14 protein-coding genes are annotated in these 15,663 nt (G+C 50.1%); 8 read left to right on the top strand and 6 right to left on the bottom strand.

The window, feature by feature from the left end; genetic code table 11:
* Positions 1 to 95: 95 nt before the first annotated feature.
* From hemF to dprA, 3 genes are all read right to left on the bottom strand, one after another.
* Complete coding sequence (gene hemF / locus ACN0R8_RS06310) at positions 96 to 1,013, bottom strand: oxygen-dependent coproporphyrinogen oxidase (RefSeq protein WP_417596156.1); 918 nt, start codon at positions 1,011 to 1,013, stop codon at positions 96 to 98.
* A 177-nt stretch (positions 1,014 to 1,190) separates the two neighbouring features.
* Positions 1,191 to 1,760, bottom strand: coding sequence for an L-threonylcarbamoyladenylate synthase (locus tag ACN0R8_RS06305; RefSeq protein ID WP_417596154.1), 570 nt, complete (start codon positions 1,758 to 1,760; stop codon positions 1,191 to 1,193).
* A 68-nt stretch (positions 1,761 to 1,828) separates the two neighbouring features.
* On the bottom strand, positions 1,829 to 3,136 hold the full coding sequence (gene dprA, locus ACN0R8_RS06300) for a DNA-processing protein DprA (protein WP_417596152.1): 1,308 nt from the start codon (positions 3,134 to 3,136) through the stop codon (positions 1,829 to 1,831).
* 367 nt (positions 3,137 to 3,503) lie between these two features.
* Between dprA and def the strand changes: the two genes are divergently transcribed.
* The 5 genes from def to ACN0R8_RS06275 all read left to right on the top strand — a co-directional run bounded on the left by def (position 3,504) and on the right by ACN0R8_RS06275 (position 9,489).
* Entirely contained in the window at positions 3,504 to 4,013 is a 510-nt protein-coding gene (gene def / locus ACN0R8_RS06295; protein ID WP_417596150.1) for a peptide deformylase, read from the top strand.
* Between the two features lie 125 nt (positions 4,014 to 4,138).
* Complete coding sequence (gene fmt, locus ACN0R8_RS06290) at positions 4,139 to 5,095, top strand: methionyl-tRNA formyltransferase (RefSeq protein WP_417596148.1); 957 nt, start codon at positions 4,139 to 4,141, stop codon at positions 5,093 to 5,095.
* A gap of 85 nt (positions 5,096 to 5,180) precedes the next feature.
* Positions 5,181 to 6,494, top strand: coding sequence for a 16S rRNA (cytosine(967)-C(5))-methyltransferase RsmB (gene rsmB, locus ACN0R8_RS06285; protein ID WP_417596146.1), 1,314 nt, complete (start codon positions 5,181 to 5,183; stop codon positions 6,492 to 6,494).
* An 81-nt stretch (positions 6,495 to 6,575) separates the two neighbouring features.
* Positions 6,576 to 7,949 carry a Trk system potassium transporter TrkA gene (trkA, locus tag ACN0R8_RS06280; RefSeq protein ID WP_417596144.1) on the top strand — a complete coding sequence of 458 codons (1,374 nt, stop codon included), beginning with the start codon at positions 6,576 to 6,578 and terminating at the stop codon, positions 7,947 to 7,949.
* 91 nt (positions 7,950 to 8,040) lie between these two features.
* The gene (locus ACN0R8_RS06275) at positions 8,041 to 9,489 is read left to right on the top strand and encodes a TrkH family potassium uptake protein (RefSeq protein ID WP_417596142.1); all 1,449 of its coding nucleotides are present in this window, start codon (positions 8,041 to 8,043) and stop codon (positions 9,487 to 9,489) included.
* An 87-nt stretch (positions 9,490 to 9,576) separates the two neighbouring features.
* On the opposite strand, the gene ACN0R8_RS06270 is transcribed toward ACN0R8_RS06275, so the two are convergent.
* From ACN0R8_RS06270 to ACN0R8_RS06260, 3 genes are all read right to left on the bottom strand, one after another.
* The gene (locus tag ACN0R8_RS06270; protein WP_417596140.1) at positions 9,577 to 10,491 is read right to left on the bottom strand and encodes a lysophospholipid acyltransferase family protein; all 915 of its coding nucleotides are present in this window, start codon (positions 10,489 to 10,491) and stop codon (positions 9,577 to 9,579) included.
* On the bottom strand, positions 10,488 to 11,765 hold the full coding sequence (waaA, locus tag ACN0R8_RS06265) for a lipid IV(A) 3-deoxy-D-manno-octulosonic acid transferase (RefSeq protein WP_417596138.1): 1,278 nt from the start codon (positions 11,763 to 11,765) through the stop codon (positions 10,488 to 10,490). The genes ACN0R8_RS06270 and waaA overlap by 4 nt, the downstream gene beginning before the upstream one ends.
* A gap of 96 nt (positions 11,766 to 11,861) precedes the next feature.
* The gene (locus ACN0R8_RS06260) at positions 11,862 to 12,947 is read right to left on the bottom strand and encodes a glycosyltransferase family 9 protein (protein WP_417596136.1); all 1,086 of its coding nucleotides are present in this window, start codon (positions 12,945 to 12,947) and stop codon (positions 11,862 to 11,864) included.
* On the opposite strand from ACN0R8_RS06260, the gene ACN0R8_RS06255 reads away from it, so the two are divergent.
* The 3 genes from ACN0R8_RS06255 (at position 12,940) to glyQ (ending at position 15,663) form a co-directional block, all read left to right on the top strand.
* Positions 12,940 to 13,644, top strand: coding sequence for a 3-deoxy-D-manno-octulosonic acid kinase (locus tag ACN0R8_RS06255; RefSeq protein ID WP_417596134.1), 705 nt, complete (start codon positions 12,940 to 12,942; stop codon positions 13,642 to 13,644). The two genes, ACN0R8_RS06260 and ACN0R8_RS06255, sit on opposite strands and share 8 nt — an antisense overlap.
* Before the next feature lie 115 nt (positions 13,645 to 13,759).
* Positions 13,760 to 14,542, top strand: a complete 783-nt coding sequence (locus ACN0R8_RS06250; RefSeq protein ID WP_417596132.1) for a phosphatase PAP2 family protein — start codon at positions 13,760 to 13,762, stop codon at positions 14,540 to 14,542.
* Positions 14,543 to 14,703: 161 nt separating this feature from the next.
* Positions 14,704 to 15,663, top strand: a complete 960-nt coding sequence (gene glyQ / locus ACN0R8_RS06245; protein ID WP_078319737.1) for a glycine--tRNA ligase subunit alpha — start codon at positions 14,704 to 14,706, stop codon at positions 15,661 to 15,663.

The following is a 15,663-nucleotide window of genomic DNA, read 5'->3' as shown; positions in this document are numbered from 1 at the left end:
CATTCAGCAACGTCTTTTGGCAGACGTTTCGGATAACAATTTGAATAGGGTTAGAACCGGACAGCGGGTAACTGCCCGGCTTTCTTTTTGGGAAATCAGATCCAGTCACGGTGCGGCAGAAAGCGCTCATTAAGCTCGGCTTCCGCACTGCCCGCTTCCGGCTCGTAGCCGTAATCCCAATGCACGACTGGCGGCAGAGACATCAGGATCGACTCGGTACGACCACCGGATTGCAGGCCGAACAGAGTGCCACGGTCAAAGACCAGATTGAACTCCACATAGCGACCGCGACGATAGCACTGGAACTTACGCTCACGCTCACCAAATGGCGTCTCTTTACGCTTGGCGACAATAGGACGGTAAGCCTCCAGATAGCTGTCACCCACCGCCTGAATAAACTTAAAGCACTCTTCAAAGCTGCCGAAAGAGGCTTCGTTCAGATCGTCCATAAAGAGACCACCGACACCACGAGCCTCATCACGATGCTTCAGGTAGAAGTACTCGTCACACCATTTTTTGTACTTCGGATAAACCTCTTCCCCGAATGGCTCACAGGCTTGTTTCGCTACCTGATGCCAGGCAACACAATCTTCTTCAAAGCCGTAATACGGTGTCAGGTCGTAACCACCGCCAAACCACCAAACCGGCTCTTCACCCTCTTTCTCCGCGACGAAGATACGCACGTTCATATGGGAGGTTGGTACGTAGGGGTTTTCGGGATGCATCACCAGAGAAACGCCTGCCGCATGAAAACTCCGGCCTGCCAGTTCGGGACGAACTGCAGATGCACTTGGGGGTAGTTTTCCACCAAATACATGGGAGAAATTCACGCCGCCTTTTTCAAACACCGCACCCTCGGTGATCAAACGGGTACGACCGCCGCCACCCTGTTCACGCTGCCAGTTATCTTCCTGAAAGCCAACCTTGCCATCTTCTTCAGCAAGCCCCGCACAGATACGATCCTGCAGGTCGAGCAGATAGGATTTAACGGCTTCAAAATCGACAGCACTCATGGTTTTCTCCGGTGGTTAACATTTCAGCCAGGCGCTAAAAAAGCGGTAGATCACAGAGCCGGACTGAGAAAAAAGGTATGGAGTCTCCGGACAGGAAACCCAATCAAAAAAGTTGCCGCAAATACTAGGGGGATTAGCCTGCAGAGACAAGCATCAACGGCTTACAGAGGGATAGTGTCAGGCGCGCAGGGTTTCACCGGTCAGCAAATTACGAATGGTACTGGGCTGACCCAATCCACCCAGCTCACCGGACAACACATAGTCCAAACGATCATCAAAGTAGGTGTGGATATTTTTTTCACTCAGCGCAGGGTCTTCTCCCGCCGGATTGGCCGACGTAGAAACAATGGGGCCACCAAAGGCTTCACACAACGCCTGCACCAGAGGGTGAGCCGTTACCCGCATAGCCACCAGCGGATGCTGACCTTTAATCAAAGCCGGTACTTTATCCGAAGGAGGCACTAACCAGGTATTCGGGCCGGGCCAGGTGTGAGTAAGTTGTAACTTTTTCTCATGGGAAAGTCCTTCCATAAAGGAGGAATCCATATAGGGCTGCACCTGCTCAAAGCTGGCGGCGATCAGGATAACCCCCTTAGCCGGGTCACGGGACTTCAGCGTCAGTAGCTTCTCCAGCGCCTCAGTATTGTGTGGATCACAGCCCAACCCCCAAACCGCTTCGGTGGGATAGGCAATAACACCGCCCTGTCTGATCGTTTCTGCCGCTTGCTGAATGTGTTGCTTATCCACGTTTATTACCTGCTTCAAGTTCAGGGCGGAAATTAACTAAGGCTTATCAGAGATGCAAGAAAAAGCGCTCACAATACCTGCCAGCGACCCGCTTTCTGAACCAACAGCCCCTGCATCTCCAGCATCAGGCAGTGCTGACTAATCTGAACCGGATCAAGCTGACACGTCATGACTAATTCATCAATACTTCCTGCCCCTGCTTCAACGGCTTGCCAAAGACGAAAAGCATCATCTGAACTAAACTCACTGGACTCACGTTTTTTAGCGGCTTGCTTCTGGTCTCCGGAAAGCGAAGCAACTTTTCGGGATACAGGTGATGAAGCTCCAAATAGCTCTGGTTGGCGATCATTTGCAACAGTCTGACCCACTATGGAAGGCTGACTCAACCAATGCCCAAGTTCCTCATGCATATCCATCACGGTTTCCGTCAGTTTCGCTCCGTTTTTAATCAGCTGATGACAGCCTTTACTTTGTGCCTGATGGATCGATCCTGGAATGGCAAACACCTCTCGGCCTTGCTCACTGGCAAGCCGGGCACTGATTAAAGAGCCACTTTTTAATGCCGCCTCCACAACCAGAAGACCGAGGCTTAAGCCACTGACAATACGGTTACGCCGGGGAAAATTAGGCCCCCTTGGTGGCGTCCCCAATGGATACTCACTAACCAGCAAGCCACAAGCCGCTATCTGTTGCTGTAATCCTTTGTGACGTGATGGGTAACAGCGATCAATACCCGTTCCCAATACAGCAACTGTGGAGGCATTTGCCTGCAGCGCGCCCTGATGCGCTGCTGCATCGATACCTTCCGCAAGGCCGCTGGTTATCACCCACCCCAACTCAGTAAGTGCGCCAGCAAAAGCCCGGGCATCAGACAGCCCCATCGCGGTTGGCCGGCGTGCTCCGACTATCGCCAGCTGAGGTCGGTGCAACAGGTCAGCATCACCTTGCAGATAGAGCAGCAATGGAGGATCCGCTATTTCCGATAGCAGTAATGGGTAATCATCCTGTCCCAATGCCAGAAGCTGCCTGTCTTTGGATGCTTGTAGCCACTCAACAACCCGGTCACGTTCTGGCCAGCTGATGCCTGAAGGACTGTATATAGGATCGGCGATACGCTGCTCAAACGTATGCAGTTCATCTGTTGAAATACGTTGTTGTTTTTGCAGCAGAGTCAGAACGAGTAGCCAAAAGTCGTCGTCACCACAGACCGCGCCCTCCTGCTCTGCAAAAGCTAACAGGTCTCTTAGACCCGCAGGGCCCAGACCTTTCAAAGAGGATAGTGCAAGAAAACGCAAGCGGGTCTGAAGCTCGACAGCCTGAGTATCGGGCTGGATTGAGGTTTTACTCTGGTCATCAGAGGTAAATTCGGGGGACATCCTGTCGCTCCTTAATATAAATCTTTTGTAGCCACCCAAGTTTAGGTGCCGCCACCAGAAAGCCACAGTGACCAGTATTAACAATCACCACGACGATGTTAATAGCAGTGTAGCGCACTCAGGCCGCAGCAGAGAATCTTCACCACAGCCCAATAGCAAGAGACCTGGAAGTTAAGCTTATTCCACTCAAGAGATTGCCCCTGGGGAACCTCCCCCCTACAATACCAGTCAAATTTTACCGAAGCGGCTGATTGTACGCTTCCCGAGACAAAAATTATTCGGACAGAACGACACTTATAAGTACTGTTAACAGCAGTGCTGAAACTATACGGGTCTGTCCCAGACAGTATTAATAAAGGCAAATGCCATGGCAGTTCTTGAAATTCTAGAGTACCCGGACACCCGCCTGCGCACGGTCGCTAAGCCGGTGGAAAAGGTTGACGACAGTATCCGTGAGATCGTCGACAATATGTTTGAAACCATGCTGGATGCCAACGGAATTGGCCTGGCAGCCACTCAGATCAACATTCATCAGCAGATTATTGTGATCGATGTTTCCGAAAATCGTGACCAGCCATATGTATTGATCAACCCGGAATACACCCCGCTGGATGATGAAACAGAGATGATGCAGGAGGGTTGCCTTTCTGTTCCTGAGTATTATGCCGATGTTGAACGCTCTTTGCGTGTTCGCCTGAACGCTCTGGACCGTAATGGCGATGCTTATGAGCTGGAAGCCGATGGCCTTCTGGCACACTGTATTCAGCATGAGTGTGATCACCTGCAGGGCAAGGTATTTGTTGATTATCTGTCCACGATGAAACGTAATCGTGTGCGTAAACTGATGGATAAGCGCCATAAAGAACAGAACCGCTAAAACCGATTTTCTTTCTGCCAGGCCAGCCACCGCTGGCCTGTTCTGTTTCTGGCAAAGCTGATTATGCTACCGGCTGTCGGAAGCAGGTGACTTTACTGATCGTTACTTTTCGTGGAGATCCACTAATGACATCTGATTCCCTGCGCATTATTTTTGCCGGAACCCCTGAGTTTGCAGTGCACTCTCTGACTGCTCTGCTAGAAACTCGCCATGAGGTTGTCGCCGTTTACAGCCAACCGGATCGCCCGGCGGGTCGCGGCCGCAAACTGGCACCGACTCCGGTTAAAGCACTGGCGCTGGAGCATGGCATTCCGGTTCATCAGCCGGTTTCTTTGCGGGATGAAGAAGCTCAACAGGTTCTGGCCAGCCATAATGCCGATCTGATGGTGGTCGTAGCCTATGGTCTTATTCTGCCTCAGGTAGTACTGGATACCCCCCGCCTGGGTTGCATTAATGTCCACGGTTCCCTCTTGCCGCGCTGGCGCGGTGCTGCTCCGATTCAACGTGCTATCTGGCAGGGTGATAAGGAAACCGGTGTGACTATTATGCAGATGGAAGCAGGCCTGGACACCGGCCCTATGCTGCTAAAAACCCGTCTTGATATCGCAGCAGATGAAACATCTCAGACCCTGCATGACAAACTGGCAGACCAGGGCGGTGAAGCGCTGAAGCAGGCAGTTGATGGACTGGCAAAAGGCACTCTCTCACCGGAAGTACAGGATGATAAGCTGGCAAACTATGCTGAGAAACTGAGCAAGGCTGAAGCTGAGATCGACTGGTCGAAAGATGCTGCTTTTATTGACCGCTGTATTCGTGCCTTTAATCCCTGGCCTGTATCCTGGACGACACTGGATGGCCAGACCCTACGTATCTGGCAGGCAGAGCCAGAAACTAATGCCTCAGATCTGGCACCGGGAACGGTCATCAGTATCGATAAATCCGGCCTGCGCATTGCGTGTGGTCAAGGCTCCCTGTGTATAAAGAACCTGCAACTGCCGGGTAAAAAAGCACTTTCGGTTGTGGATATCTTAAACTCAGGTAAAAACCTGTTTGTGCCCGGTGAAACCCAGCTAGGATCATAGCTCTCTCTGGTATCACAGGCGTTGATTGAATAGTCCGGCCTCTGCTTTTGCAGGGGCTTTTTAGCAGATTACGGCGGTATATTTTATGGCTCGTCCCAATGTTCGTGTCGCAGCAGTGCAGGCGCTTTTACCTGTGGTTTCACAGCAAGATTCCCTGTCTACCACCTTGCCGAAACACCTGGACAACGTCCCTGACCAGGATCGGGGGCTGCTACAGGAACTCTGTTTCGGCACATTACGCTGGCTGACTCAACTGGAAGGGGTTCGCAACCAGCTGCTGGAAAAGCCGTTCAAGGCTAAAGACAGAGATATTGACCTCCTGCTACTTGTCGGTCTTTATCAGCTGCACTATATGCGGATTCCTGCTCATGCCGCTATTAATGAAACAGTACAAGGTGCTGTGGATATCAAAAAGCCGTGGGCCAAAGGGGTACTTAACGGTTGCCTGCGACGTTTCCAGCGGGAAGGAGAACAACTTCTGACAGCTCTTGAACGCTCTGATGCTGCCCGTCTGGCCCACCCGAACTGGTTACTGAACCATCTGAAAGAAGACTGGCCGGAGCAGTGGCAGCAAATCGCTGAGGCGAACAACCTGCATCCTCCCATGACCCTGAGGGTCAATCACAGTAAGGCCAACCGCGACGAATACCTGGATCAGCTGACAGCAGCCCAGATTGATGCTAATGCCTGTGAGTACTCCCCTGACGGCATTCAGCTGGATAAGGCTCTGGATGTAACCTCATTACCAGGTTTTTCTGATGGTGTAATCAGCGTTCAGGATGAAGCGGCTCAGTTATCCGTACAGTTACTGCAATTGCAGCCCGGTCAACGGGTATTAGATGCCTGCTGTGCTCCCGGCGGAAAAACAGCACACATTCTGGAGAGAGCGCCAGATGCATCTGTCGTCGCGGTCGACAGTGAAGCTCGTCGCCTGCAGCGTGTGGAGGAGAACTTCGAGCGTCTTGGCCTGAATGCCGAGCTACACTGCTCAGATGTTACGGACCTGGATAACTGGTGGGACGGACAACTCTTCGATCGTATTCTGCTGGACGCACCCTGCTCGGCAACAGGTGTTATTCGTCGTCATCCGGACATTAAATGGCTGCGCCGTAAAGCAGATATTCCGGCATTAACTGAGTTACAGCAATCGATGCTCCAGCTACTCTGGAAAACACTTAAACCGGGGGGCATCCTGGTTTATGCTACCTGCTCGGTTTTATCCATGGAAAATTCAGGCAATATCCGGCAGTTTTTATCAGCCTCTGACGCCCACCTAATCGGGCCCCAGGCGGTGCCTTTTGGTCACGAGACAGGCTTTGGTCAACAGTTGTTGCCTCAGTCTCAGGGACACGATGGTTTCTTTTATGCTGTACTGCAAAAACCTGCAGAACAGCAGTAAGAACTGCGGAAACATGACAGGCTACCTGTCAAAAGCCCAAAGCGGGCGGAAACCCCAAGCGGAATTAACTGAGATCTGATAATGAAGATTATTATTCTGGGTGCTGGCCAGGTTGGCGGCACTCTGGCTGAGAACCTGGCCATTGAAGAAAATGACATTACCGTAGTTGATACCGATGGAGCCCGGTTAAGAGAACTGCAGAACCGTTTTGATATCCGCACGATACAGGGAAAAGGCTCATACCCTTCGGTTTTGCGTCAGGCTGGCGGTGAAGATTGCGATATGCTGATCGCTGTAACCAACAGCGATGAAGTCAATATGATCGCCTGTCAGATCGCCTTTACCCTATTCCGCACGCCTACAAAAATCGCCCGTGTCCGCTCCAATGCCTATTCCGGCAGGAAGGGGCTGTTTGGTGCCGAAGCGATCCCAATTGATGTGCTGATCAGCCCGGAACAGGTAGTTACCAACCACGTTAAACGCCTGATTCAATACCCGGGAGCACTTCAGGTATTGGATTTCACTGGCGGTGTTGCCCAGCTGGTTGCGGTACGCGCTTATTATGGCGGCCCTTTAGTGGGTCAGGAGCTGGGTTACCTCCGCCAGCATATGCCTAACGTTGATACCCGGGTAGCAGCTATCTATCGCCGTAATAGACCGATTATTCCTCAAGGCAATACGGTCATCGAAGCGGACGATGAAGTCTTCTTTATCGCGGCCCGCCATAATATCAATGCGGTTATGAGCGAACTGCGTAAGGTTGATCACCAATATAAGCGCATTATGATCGCCGGTGGCGGCAATATCGGTGAACGTCTGGCAGAAGCGCTTGAACACGAGTATCAGGTTAAGATCATCGAATACGGCCTGCCACGCTGTCAGGAGCTCTCGGAGAAACTCGACCGAACGATTGTGCTACGCGGTAGTGCCACTAATAAAGATCTGCTGGTGGAAGAAAATATTGATGAGGTTGATATTTTCTGCGCGTTAACCAACGATGATGAAGTCAACATTATGTCCTCCATGCTGGCGAAGCGTCTTGGCGCCAGCAAAGTACTTACCTTGATCAACAACGCGGCCTATGTCGATCTGGTTCAGGGTGGTGAGATCGATATCGCGATATCACCTCAGATGGCAACGATCGGCAGTCTGCTCACCCATGTCCGTCGTGGTGATATTGTTAACGTACACTCCCTACGCCGTGGTGCGGCTGAAGCCATTGAGGCCATTGCCCATGGTGACGAACGAAGTTCAAAAGTAGTCGGCAAAGCGATTGAAGAGATCGATCTGCCAGATGGTACCACCATAGGTGCAATCGTACGCAGTGGTGAAGTAATTATCGCCCACGATGACGTCATCGTTCAGCAAGATGATCATGTGATCATGTTCCTGGTGGATAAACGTAAAATTCGCGAAGTTGAACGCCTGTTCCAGGTAGGCCTGACCTTTTTCTAGTGCTGTTATTTGCTGACAGCAATACCGCTCTCTGAATAAGACACCGTTACGATGAGTCAAACACAGTCACTATGAATAAAATACGGCAACTATGAATATTGTTATTACCATGCGCATTCTGGGGCTGCTGCTGATGCTGTTCAGCATCACCATGATGCCCTCTATTCTGATCTCTGCCTTCTACAAAGATGGCGCGCATCTGGCATTCATAACCGGCATGTCGATCACCTTTTTTACGGGGTTCTTTACCTGGCTGCCGGTACGGCGGGAGAGAAAGGAACTGAGGACAAGGGATGGTTTTCTGGTGGTGGTTCTTTTCTGGACGGTACTGAGCCTTTTCGGTTCCATTCCACTGTTTTTAACAGAAACGCCGGATCTGAGCTTTACTGATGCCGTTTTTGAGTCGGTTTCCGGGCTCAGCACGACAGGTGCAACAGTGATCACAGGCCTGGATGATCTTCCCAAATCCATCCTTTTCTACCGCCAGCTTTTACAATGGCTGGGAGGTATGGGGATTATTGTTCTGGCCGTCGCCATTCTTCCGATGCTGGGAATTGGGGGCATGCAACTCTACCGCGCTGAGATTCCGGGCCCGGTTAAAGACAATAAACTGACACCCCGAATTACTGAAACAGCTAAAGCACTCTGGTACATCTACCTGACTCTGACGCTTCTTTGCGCCGGTGCATACTGGATCGCTGGTATGAGTTTATTTGATGCTGTCAGCCATAGTTTTTCTACAGTAGCCATTGGCGGTTTCTCTACTCATGATGACAGTATCCGCCACTTTGATAGTGCTGCGATTGAGTCAATTGGCATCGTTTTCATGCTGATCTCTACGGTTAATTTCTCTCTGCACTTTCTTGCCTGGCGGGAGCGCTCAGTTCGAAACTATTTTTACGATCCTGAATTTAAATTCTTTCTGTTTCTGATGACCCTTACCTCTGTCAGCACTATAGGAGTTCTTTGGCTCACCAGTACCTATAGCTTCGCAGACTCATTCAGAAACGGTTTATTTGAGGTTGTATCGGTTGCGACAACAACGGGGTTTGGTGTCGCTGACTTTTCACAGTGGCCCAGTGTACTACCCTTTACCCTTTTCTTAGCTGCCTTTGTGGGTGGCTGCGCTGGCTCTACCGGGGGTGGCATGAAGGTTATCCGGGTTTTGCTGATTCTTAAGCAGGGCTTAAGGGAAGTTAAACGCCTGATTCACCCCAGTGCGGTTATTCCTGTAAAGGTTGGCGGCAGAAGTGTTCCTGATCGGGTCATTGAAGCCGTATGGGGATTTTTCTCCGTCTATATGATGCTCTTTGTGGTAATGCTGATCGGGCTTTTAGCTACAGGGCTGGATCAGGTAACGGCCTGGTCTGCTGTTGGCTCAGCTTTGAACAACCTGGGGCCTGGTCTCGGCGATGTGGCTGCCCACTATGGCAATATTCCCGATATAGCCAAGTGGATTCTGATCGTCGCTATGCTGCTTGGACGTCTGGAAATTTTTACCCTGCTGGTGCTCTTCACGCCAATGTTCTGGCGTCGATAACACGCCCGGACTCAACCCTGCCTCAATAAAAAAGAGCGATATCTCTGAGAAATATCGCTCTTTACCTACGTAGTTTTTGCAGGCCACCTAATAAAACCTTGCTTCACCCTCTGGACGGGTTTTAAAGCGTTTATATTCCCACTGATATTGCTCCGGGGCGATGGCAACCAACCGTTCTACCGTACGATTCATAGCCGTTACTGCCTGAACCTCATCCGGGCTGTAAATACCATCATCAGCTGCAATAAAATGAATATTAAAGCCCTGCCCGTCAGGCAGACGTTCTGCAAAACCAGCCATCACTTTCGCACCGGTTTTACTGATCAGACGGGTTACCAGTTTCGGAGAGAAGCTCTCTACACCCATAAAAGGCGCAAAAACACCGCCCGAACGATCATCTGGTTCCTGATCTGGGAGGCTTCCTACAATACCGCCTTGCTTCAGTGACTTTAGCAGGCTAGCAACACCTTTAAGGTTTGCCGGAACCATCTCCATTCCTGCCCGGGACCGGCCATGATAAATAATACGATCCAGCTCTTCATTTTTCTGGGGCGCATACATCGCAGAAAAGGTGAAGTGTTGGTTAATAAAATGCCCGAACAGTTCCCAGTTACCTAAATGAGGTCCAAGAACAATAACGCTTTGCCCTGAGTTATGAAGCGCTTTCAGCTCATCAAGACCGTAGACATTTTTAACGTCGGACATAATATCTTCCAGCGGGGCAATCCAGCAGCGGCCTAACTCCATACCCATTTTCATTGTTTCCTGAAGACTCTTATTAACCCGGTCCTCCAGCTGCTCTTCCCCAAGCTCGGGATAAACCAATGACAGATTTTTGCGGGTGATTCGGGCCAGCTTAGTATTATTTCGATACATCAGCTTACCCAGCCAACCACCCCATGACTGCAGCCGGGCTAATGACCGACGGCTAAGAAAGCTTAGTAAGGATTTTGTCAGTCTCTGCTCTAAAAAATGCTTGATATGACGTTTTATCTTCTTCATCGTGAGCTCTTATCTTCAGTCATTGCCTTCTGAATAATAGTAAATTGCTTATCCAGAGCCCCCCGGTTACTTTCCACGACTTCAAACGCTTTTTTGCCCAATTCCCGGCGCAAATCCGGTAGCTCAATCATCGGCCTTAATTGTGTAAAAATATCCATGGGGTCAGAGCATCGAGTCAGAGCACCATGCTGGTCAAAGGTTTCAGCGACATCCGAGAAATTAAACAGATGTCCTCCTGAAAGCACAGGTTTACCCAGCGAGGCGGGCTCCAACAAATTATGCCCACCAATGGGCATCAGGCTTCCGGCAACAAAAGCAATATCTGAAGCGGCATACATCAGCATCAACTCGCCCATGGTGTCTGCTAAAAAAACACTGTCTCTCTCAGTAAAACTGTCGTCTGCTGAACGCCGTTTAAATGACAAACCCTGAGAATCAATCAGATCCGCAACAGAATCAAAACGTTGAGGATGCCGGGGAACCAATATCAGAACGACATCAGAGTGCTCTTTCAGTAAAAGCTGATGTGCCTCCAGCAAACGCTCATCTTCACCCGCATGCGTACTGCCGGCAACCCAGACCGGGCGCTCACCAAAGAGTCTCTTTTTAAGTGTCTGCCCTTTCTCCAGCAGCTCAGGATCAGGTGCGATATCAAACTTTATACTGCCGGTAACGCTGACTTTATCAATAGGAACCCCAAGCTCCATGAAGCGTTTTGCATCTTCGTCAGACTTAGCAGCGACCGCATAAACACTGGCCAGTATCTCCTGGGTTGTTGCCTTAAATTTCCGGTAGCTAACCAGTGACTTATCCGATAGACGACCATTTGCGAATACCACAGGGATGCTGCGTATATGGCAACCCTGGATCAGATTTGGCCATATCTCTGTCTCCATAATAATCGCAATATCAGGCTTTAAATTATCCAGGAAACGGTTGGCAAACCGGGGTAGATCCAGCGGAATCATCAGTTGCGTGCCTTTGCCTTTCAGTACCTTTCTCGCCTGGCGGGCACCTGTAGCCGTCATCGTGCTAACAACCAGCTGATGCTGCTCATACTCTTTCAGCAAACGATCAATCAAGGGTGCTGCTGCAATAACTTCACCAACTGAAGCGGCATGCAGCCAGATCACAGGTTTATCCGGTAGGTCCGGTGTATAGCCAAGGCGCTCGGAGAAGTGATTCAGTTCAGTACTCTCTTTTTTTGCCTTCCAAAGCAAAACCGGTGACAGCAGTGTCAGAATAGCGCTATACAGACTGCGGTTAATCTTCATAAATAACTCAATCTTTTTTTGATGTCATTTCGGCTCTCATAAAACTGAGAGTCAGGCGTATACCTATAAATTTAGTAACGCAAACAGGCTTAGGTATCAGGATTGCGAGGAATGATCCGCCAGCAACTGATCAATTTTGAGGAAAACATCACCGGTTTGTATTAGCTCCATTGCGTGTGGATGGCGCACCCGTTCTCCCCAAGAGAGCTGATCAACAGATTTATGCTTATAGGTCTTCGCGGCCTCGGGGTATTTATTAACAACCCACTGCTGCCATTTATACGGCCCTGTTCGCTGAACATTTGAAGTGGCAAACAAACCGATAACCGGCGTATTCACAGCATTAGCAAAATGTACCGGCCCCGAATCAGGGGCGATAACAAGGGAGGCTCGCCGGATCAATGCAACCAATCCCTGCAGTGATGTCTGAGCGACAAGGTTCAGCACAGGTGTTCCTGATCGCTCCATAATTTCTTTGGCGTAGTAATGCTCAATATCCCTGTTCCCGCCGGTAATCACAGCTTTTAGCCCATACTGCTGATAGAGATACTCCACAACCTCGACATAGCCATCCAATGTCCAGTTACGAAAGTTTCTGGCCCGCTCACTGGAGCATGGGGAGATGACAACGTAACGATCGCAGGGGCACTTCTGCCGGGCTTCTTCAATAGCCTCCGGGGAAACCGGTAGCTGCCACTCCATATCTTCAGGTCGTTCTGGTGCAATACCCAGCGTACTCAGAAAGTCATAAAACCCTTCGACAACATGGCTTTTGTCCCGAGGTAAGATTCTTTGGTTGGTAAAGAGCCACTGCCAGTCTTTTGCCCGGGCTTTGTCGAAACCCAACTTAATGTCAGCTTTTATACCCAGGGACAGTACCGAAGCCCTGAGCGCCGCCTGCATATGTAAAAGCAGATCAAACCGGGTATCAGAAAGCTGTTTCCAGATTTCACGCATCCCTTTAAGACCGGCCGATTTGTCGTAAACAATAAACTCGACCCCTGCCAGACCCTTAAGTAAACTGTGCTCCGCCTTGCCCGTCACCCAGACAATTCGTGTGTCGGGCCAAACCTGTTGCAGGCGCTTCACCACAGGAACGACATTTGACACATCACCCAACGCAGACAACCTGATCAGGCAGATAGTTTGGGGCGGTGTTTTCCGGAAACGAGTCATGACCATTGAGATATATTCCTCCAAGAAGCAGCACATTCTATATGATGCGGAACATCTGTCACAAATTGATGCGACTTTCTTTCAGCCAGAATACTGGCAAAAGCAGCAGCGACTGACCGAGCCCAGTGGAGGCCGGGGGCAGGCTTTCTTTATTCAACACCCGGATGGAAAAGACTACCTGCTTCGTCACTATCGGCGTGGCGGGCTCATGGCCAAAATCAGCCAGGATAAATATTGGTTTTCCGGTCTGGAGGAAAGTCGGCCCTGGCGGGAGTTTCATATCACCTACCAGCTGCACCAGGCTGGCTTGCCCGTCCCAAAACCTATAGCAGCACGGGTGATTCAACATGGCTTGTTATACCAGGGTGACCTGCTCACCCTAAGAATCCCTGATGCACACCCTTTTGCCGGTTATCTGTCAGATAATCATCAGGTATTACTATGGCAAGAGGTTGGCAAAACAATCGCCTGCTTTCACCGCTGGGGGCTTAATCATGTTGACCTCAATGCCAACAACATTCTGGTCAATCCGGAGGGAAAGGTGTGGCTGATCGACTTTGATCGCTGTAAGAAGATGCCGAAACAGGGAGGCTGGCAAGAACAAAACCTGGCAAGGCTGTATCGTTCTGTCTGTAAGCTCACTAAGGCACAAAGCATCCCTGAAGAACTGTGGCAGGCCTTACAGAAAGGTTACAAAAGTTAATACTTCAGCTGCATTAAATCGGTACTTTTCACCAGTTATTAATCGTTTCTTAAGGATTCATCAGTTATATTGATCGCCCCTACCCAATCGATTAATTATTAGAATATACGGATATATGTCAAAAATTACCCTTTCCATCGCCCTTACTGCTGTCTTCGTACTTTCCTATACCTCAAGAGTGCATGCTGATAACGGCTTCTCTGAATTTGCTTCAGATTTAGGCCACGGCTATCAGAATGTATATAGCCCGGATAACCTCCCCTGGTTAGGAAAAACTCTTTTAGTTGGCGGTATTTTTGCCAATACTGATCTCGATCAGGAGATCCAGGATAGCTATAACAGCAACATCCTTTCGCAATCATCCAATGACTTCTCTGAGATCACAAAAACATTTGGCGATACAGCTCCAACCGCTATCTATTTTGGTCTGGCAGCACTCAACCGCCTCGCTTGCGAACGCGACTGCGGGCCTGTTCCGGAGTGGGGCGATCGCACAGCTCAGGCGCTTTTGGTAGGCTTACCTGCTGTTTGGGCCTCACAGGCTATTCTCGGTGGCGCCCGCCCACGACATGGTGTTGGCTCTGAATGGAATATTTTTGAATTTGAATACGAGCACACCGTCAGCGGTCATGCATATGTCGGAGCCGTTCCTTTTCTGACCGCCGCTCAAATGACTGACAACCCTTATGCCAAAGCCGTTTTCTACGGTCTGTCACCCTTGACGGGGATCTCCCGCATGAATGATCAGAAGCACTACTTCTCACAGGTACTGATGGGCTGGCTCTACGCGGCTAAAGTCACGGAAGTGATCAATGGTAATCTACAGCCTGACGAGGCCCTTGTGCTACCCTATGCGGACGAAGATACTGTGCTGTTAAGTGTGATTAAGCCATTCTGATCTTATCAGATGGTGTAAAACCGGTAGATCACCGAGAAAGCGGCTATATCAGCCGCTTTTTTTATGCTTGTTGCCCAATGTCCACTACATAGATATGCGGACGAAATGTATACTTGACCACTTATAAAAATTCATTAGCTCATTGATGGTGGCTAACTGAGATGAACCAAAATACGCCAGACGTAAAAACTTTTCAGGGCCTGATTCTGGCCCTGCAACAATACTGGGCCAATCAGGGCTGTGTTGTTCTGCAGCCGCTGGATATGGAAGTAGGCGCAGGGACTTTCCACCCAGCTACTTTCTTGCGCTCTATCGGCCCTGAAACGTGGAATGCAGCCTATGTTCAGCCTTCCCGCCGCCCAACAGATGGCCGGTATGGTGAGAACCCTAACCGACTGCAGCATTACTATCAGTTTCAGGTGGTGATGAAGCCCTCCCCAAGCAATATTCAGGAGCTCTATCTTGGCTCACTGCGCATGATGGGTATCGATACCAATGTCCATGACGTACGCTTTGTAGAAGATAACTGGGAATCCCCAACATTGGGTGCCTGGGGTCTTGGCTGGGAAGTCTGGCTAAACGGTATGGAGGTCACTCAGTTTACGTACTTCCAGCAAGCTGGCGGTATTGAGTGCTATCCCGTGACGGGCGAAATCACCTATGGGCTTGAGCGGATCGCCATGTACATTCAGGGCGTAGACAGTGTCTATGACTTGGTTTGGACCATCGATCCTATGGGTAAGAAAGTCACCTATGGTGATGTGTTTCATCAGAATGAAGTGGAACAATCCACCTATAACTTTGAGCATGCCGATGTTCCTATGCTGTTTAAGAACTTCGATCATTGCGAATCAGAGTGCCAAAAGCTCTTAGGTCAGGATACACCACTGCCTTTGCCGGCTTATGAGCAGGTTTTAAAAGCATCCCACACCTTTAATCTGCTGGATGCACGTCACGCAATTTCAGTAACTGAGCGTCAACGCTATATTCTGCGTGTGCGTACCATGGCTCGTGACGTTGCGAATGCCTACTTCAAGGTGCGTAAAGATCTCGGTTTCCCGCTGGCGCCTGACGCCCTGCGTGAAGAAGTTCTGGCTCAGTATAAAGAGGAAGAGGCATAA

Origin of the sequence: Oceanospirillum sp. (assembly GCF_048265165.1) — a bacterium.
Lineage (GTDB): Bacteria > Pseudomonadota > Gammaproteobacteria > Pseudomonadales > Halomonadaceae > Oceanospirillum.
The sequence above is the reverse complement of the archived record's forward strand: the minus strand, read 5'-3'. Positions and strand labels throughout refer to the sequence as shown.